This window comes from Algoriphagus sediminis (genome assembly GCF_030403435.1).
Classification (GTDB): domain Bacteria; phylum Bacteroidota; class Bacteroidia; order Cytophagales; family Cyclobacteriaceae; genus Algoriphagus; species Algoriphagus sediminis.
In genome coordinates this window covers 1-3,136 of sequence record NZ_JAUEPH010000016.1, presented here as the reverse complement: position 1 = coordinate 3,136, position 3,136 = coordinate 1, and the positions used below count along the sequence as shown (strand labels likewise).

The following is a 3,136-nucleotide window of genomic DNA, read 5'->3' as shown; positions in this document are numbered from 1 at the left end:
AATAAAGTGGCGGCGACCTACTCTCCCGGGTGTAACCCCAGTACCATCGGCGCTGCAGGGCTTAACTTCTCTGTTCGGGATGGGAAGAGGTGGGACCCCTGCGCTAGGCCGCCTAACTTGTAAGACTACAGTTACCTGTAGCTAATATCTTTAAGTATCAACATGTTTAAGTAAGAATTGTAACAAACTGTAGGTAAGCTTTCGGGCAATTAGTACTGCTCAGCTATGACATCACTGCCTTTACACCTGCAGCCTATCAACCTCATCTTCTCTGAGGGCCCTATATGGAAGTCTCATCTTGAGGGGAGTTTCGCACTTAGATGCTTTCAGCGCTTATCTCTTCCCGACGTAGCTACCCGGCAATGCAATTGGCATCACAACCGGTACACCAGCGGTCAGTCCAACCCGGTCCTCTCGTACTAAGGTCAGGTCCTCGCAAACTTCCCACGCCCGCAACAGATAGGGACCGAACTGTCTCACGACGTTCTGAACCCAGCTCGCGTGCCACTTTAATGGGCGAACAGCCCAACCCTTGGGACCTTCTCCAGCCCCAGGATGTGACGAGCCGACATCGAGGTGCCAAACCTCCCCGTCGATATGAGCTCTTGGGGGAGATCAGCCTGTTATCCCCAGCGTACCTTTTATCCTTTGAGCGACGGCTCTTCCATTCAAAACCGCCGGATCACTATACCCGTGTTTCCACCCTGCTCGGCTTGTCGGCCTTACAGTCAAGCTCCCTTATGCTATTGCACTCCTCGTACGGTTACCAAGCGTACTGAGGGAACCTTTGGAAGCCTCCGTTATCCTTTTGGAGGCGACCACCCCAGTCAAACTACCCACCAAACAATGTCTCCCTTTAAGGGATTAGATACCAAGTAAATAAAGGGTGGTATTTCAACAACGACTCCACAGATCCTGGCGGACCCGCTTCTCTGTCTCCCACCTATCCTACACATCATTTACCCAGTACCAATGTTAAGTTGCAGTAAAGGTGCATGGGGTCTTTCCGTCCCGTTGCGGGTACGCGGCATCTTCACCGCGACTACAATTTCACCGAGCTCATGGCTGAGACAGTGCCCAGATCGTTACACCATTCGTGCAGGTCGGAACTTACCCGACAAGGAATTTCGCTACCTTAGGACCGTTATAGTTACGGCCGCCGTTTACTGGGGCTTCGATTCAATGCGTCGCTTGCGCTAACATCCCCTCTTAACCTTCCAGCACCGGGCAGGTGTCAGGCCTTATACTTAGTCGTTAAACTTCGCAAAGCCATGTGTTTTTGTTAAACAGTCGCCTGGGCCTCTTCACTGCGGCCCCCGAATATCGGGGGCGCCCCTTCTCCCGAAGTTACAGGGCCATTTTGCCTAGTTCCTTAGCCATGATTCACTCGAGCACCTTAGGATACTCTCCTCGACCACCTGTGTCGGTTTGCGGTACGGGTATCTATACGCTTAACGCTAGAAGTTTTTCTTGGAAGCCCTTAGGATCACTATCTGATTGTCCGTAGACGCTCAGTACTATCAGCTTCGGCTAAACCGGCGCATTTAACTACCAGTCCAATACCTACTACCTTTAACCCGGTATTCCGTCACCGGGCGGATCTTTCATCACTCCGTCACTCCTTCACCTGTATAAATAGTATGGGAATATTAACCCATCGTCCATCGACTACCCCTCTCGGGTTCGCCTTAGGTCCCGACTAACCCTGATCCGATTAGCGTTGATCAGGAAACCTTGGTCTTGCGGTGTGCGGGTTTCTCGCCCGCATTATCGTTACTTATGCCTACATTTGCTTTTCCAAAAGCTCCAACACACATTACCATGTGCCTTCTCTGCCGTTGGAATGCTCCCCTACCATCGCACTTGCGTGCAATCCTTCGCTTCGGTACTAGATTTGATGCCCGATTATTATCGACGCCCTGTCGCTCGACCAGTGAGCTGTTACGCACTCTTTAAAGGAATAGCTGCTTCCAAGCTAACCTCCTGGCTGTCTCTGCAACTGGACCACCTTTGTTCAACTTAATCTAGATTTGGGGACCTTAGCGGAAGGTCTGGGTTCTTTCCCTCTCGGACAAGGACCTTAGCACCCTTGCCCTCACTGCCGGTTCTATATGATGGCATTCGGAGTTCGTCAGGATTTGGTAGGATTTGACTCCCCCTAGTCCTATCGGTAGCTCTACCTCCATCATACAATTCCCGACGCTGTTCCTAAAAACATTTCGGGGAGTACGAGCTATTTCTCAGTTTGATTAGCCTTTCACCCCTACCCACAGCTCATCCGGAAGCTTTTCAACGCTTATCGGTTCGGTCCTCCATGTTGTGTTACCAACACTTCAACCTGGCCATGGGTAGATCACTAAGTTTCGCGTCTACCCCCACCAACTCAATCGCCCTTTCAGACTCGCTTTCGCTCCGGGTACAGCACTGAATGCCTTACCCTCGCTGATGAGGTGTAACTCGTAGGCTCATTATGCAAAAGGCACGCCGTCACGGAATCGCTCCGCTCCGACCGCTTGTAAGCGCACGGTTTCAGGTTCTATTTCACCCCGTTATTCACGGTACTTTTCACCTTTCCCTCACGGTACTTGTTCACTATCGGTCTCTCAGGAGTATTTAGCCTTACCGGATGGTGCCGGCAAATTCAATCGGGATTTCTCCGGTCCCGACCTACTCAGGATACCCGCCTCCTTCTCAATCCTGCCAATACGGGACTATCACCCCCTATGGTCTGCCTTCCCAGACAGTTCTCGTCAGATTGATCAAAATTATGCAGGTCCTACAACCCCAATTATGCCGTAACATAACTGGTTTGGGCTCTTCCGCGTTCGCTCGCCACTACTTACGGAATCATTGTTATTTTCTCCTCCTACAGGTACTTAGATGTTTCAGTTCCCTGCGTTCGCTTCCCGATTTACATCGGGATAGTCCTAAGACTGGGTTGCCCCATTCGGATATCTACGGATCAACTCGCATTGGCCAATCCCCGTAGCTTTTCGCAGCTTATCACGTCCTTCTTCGCCTCTGAGAGCCTAGGCATCCCCCGTGCGCCCTTATTCACTTACTCTTACTTCTGCCGGTATACTCAAGCATACCAGCCTCTGTTACAATTCTTACTATCAACATGTCAATGAACTTA

2 rRNA genes are annotated in these 3,136 nt (G+C 51.0%); both read right to left on the bottom strand.

The window, feature by feature from the left end:
- Nucleotides 1-4: 4 nt before the first annotated feature.
- Nucleotides 5-116: ribosomal RNA gene (gene rrf, locus QVH07_RS17635) — 5S ribosomal RNA — on the bottom strand.
- A 73-nt stretch (nt 117-189) separates the two neighbouring features.
- Nucleotides 190-3,064, bottom strand: a 23S ribosomal RNA gene (locus tag QVH07_RS17630).
- Nucleotides 3,065-3,136 lie beyond the last annotated feature (72 nt).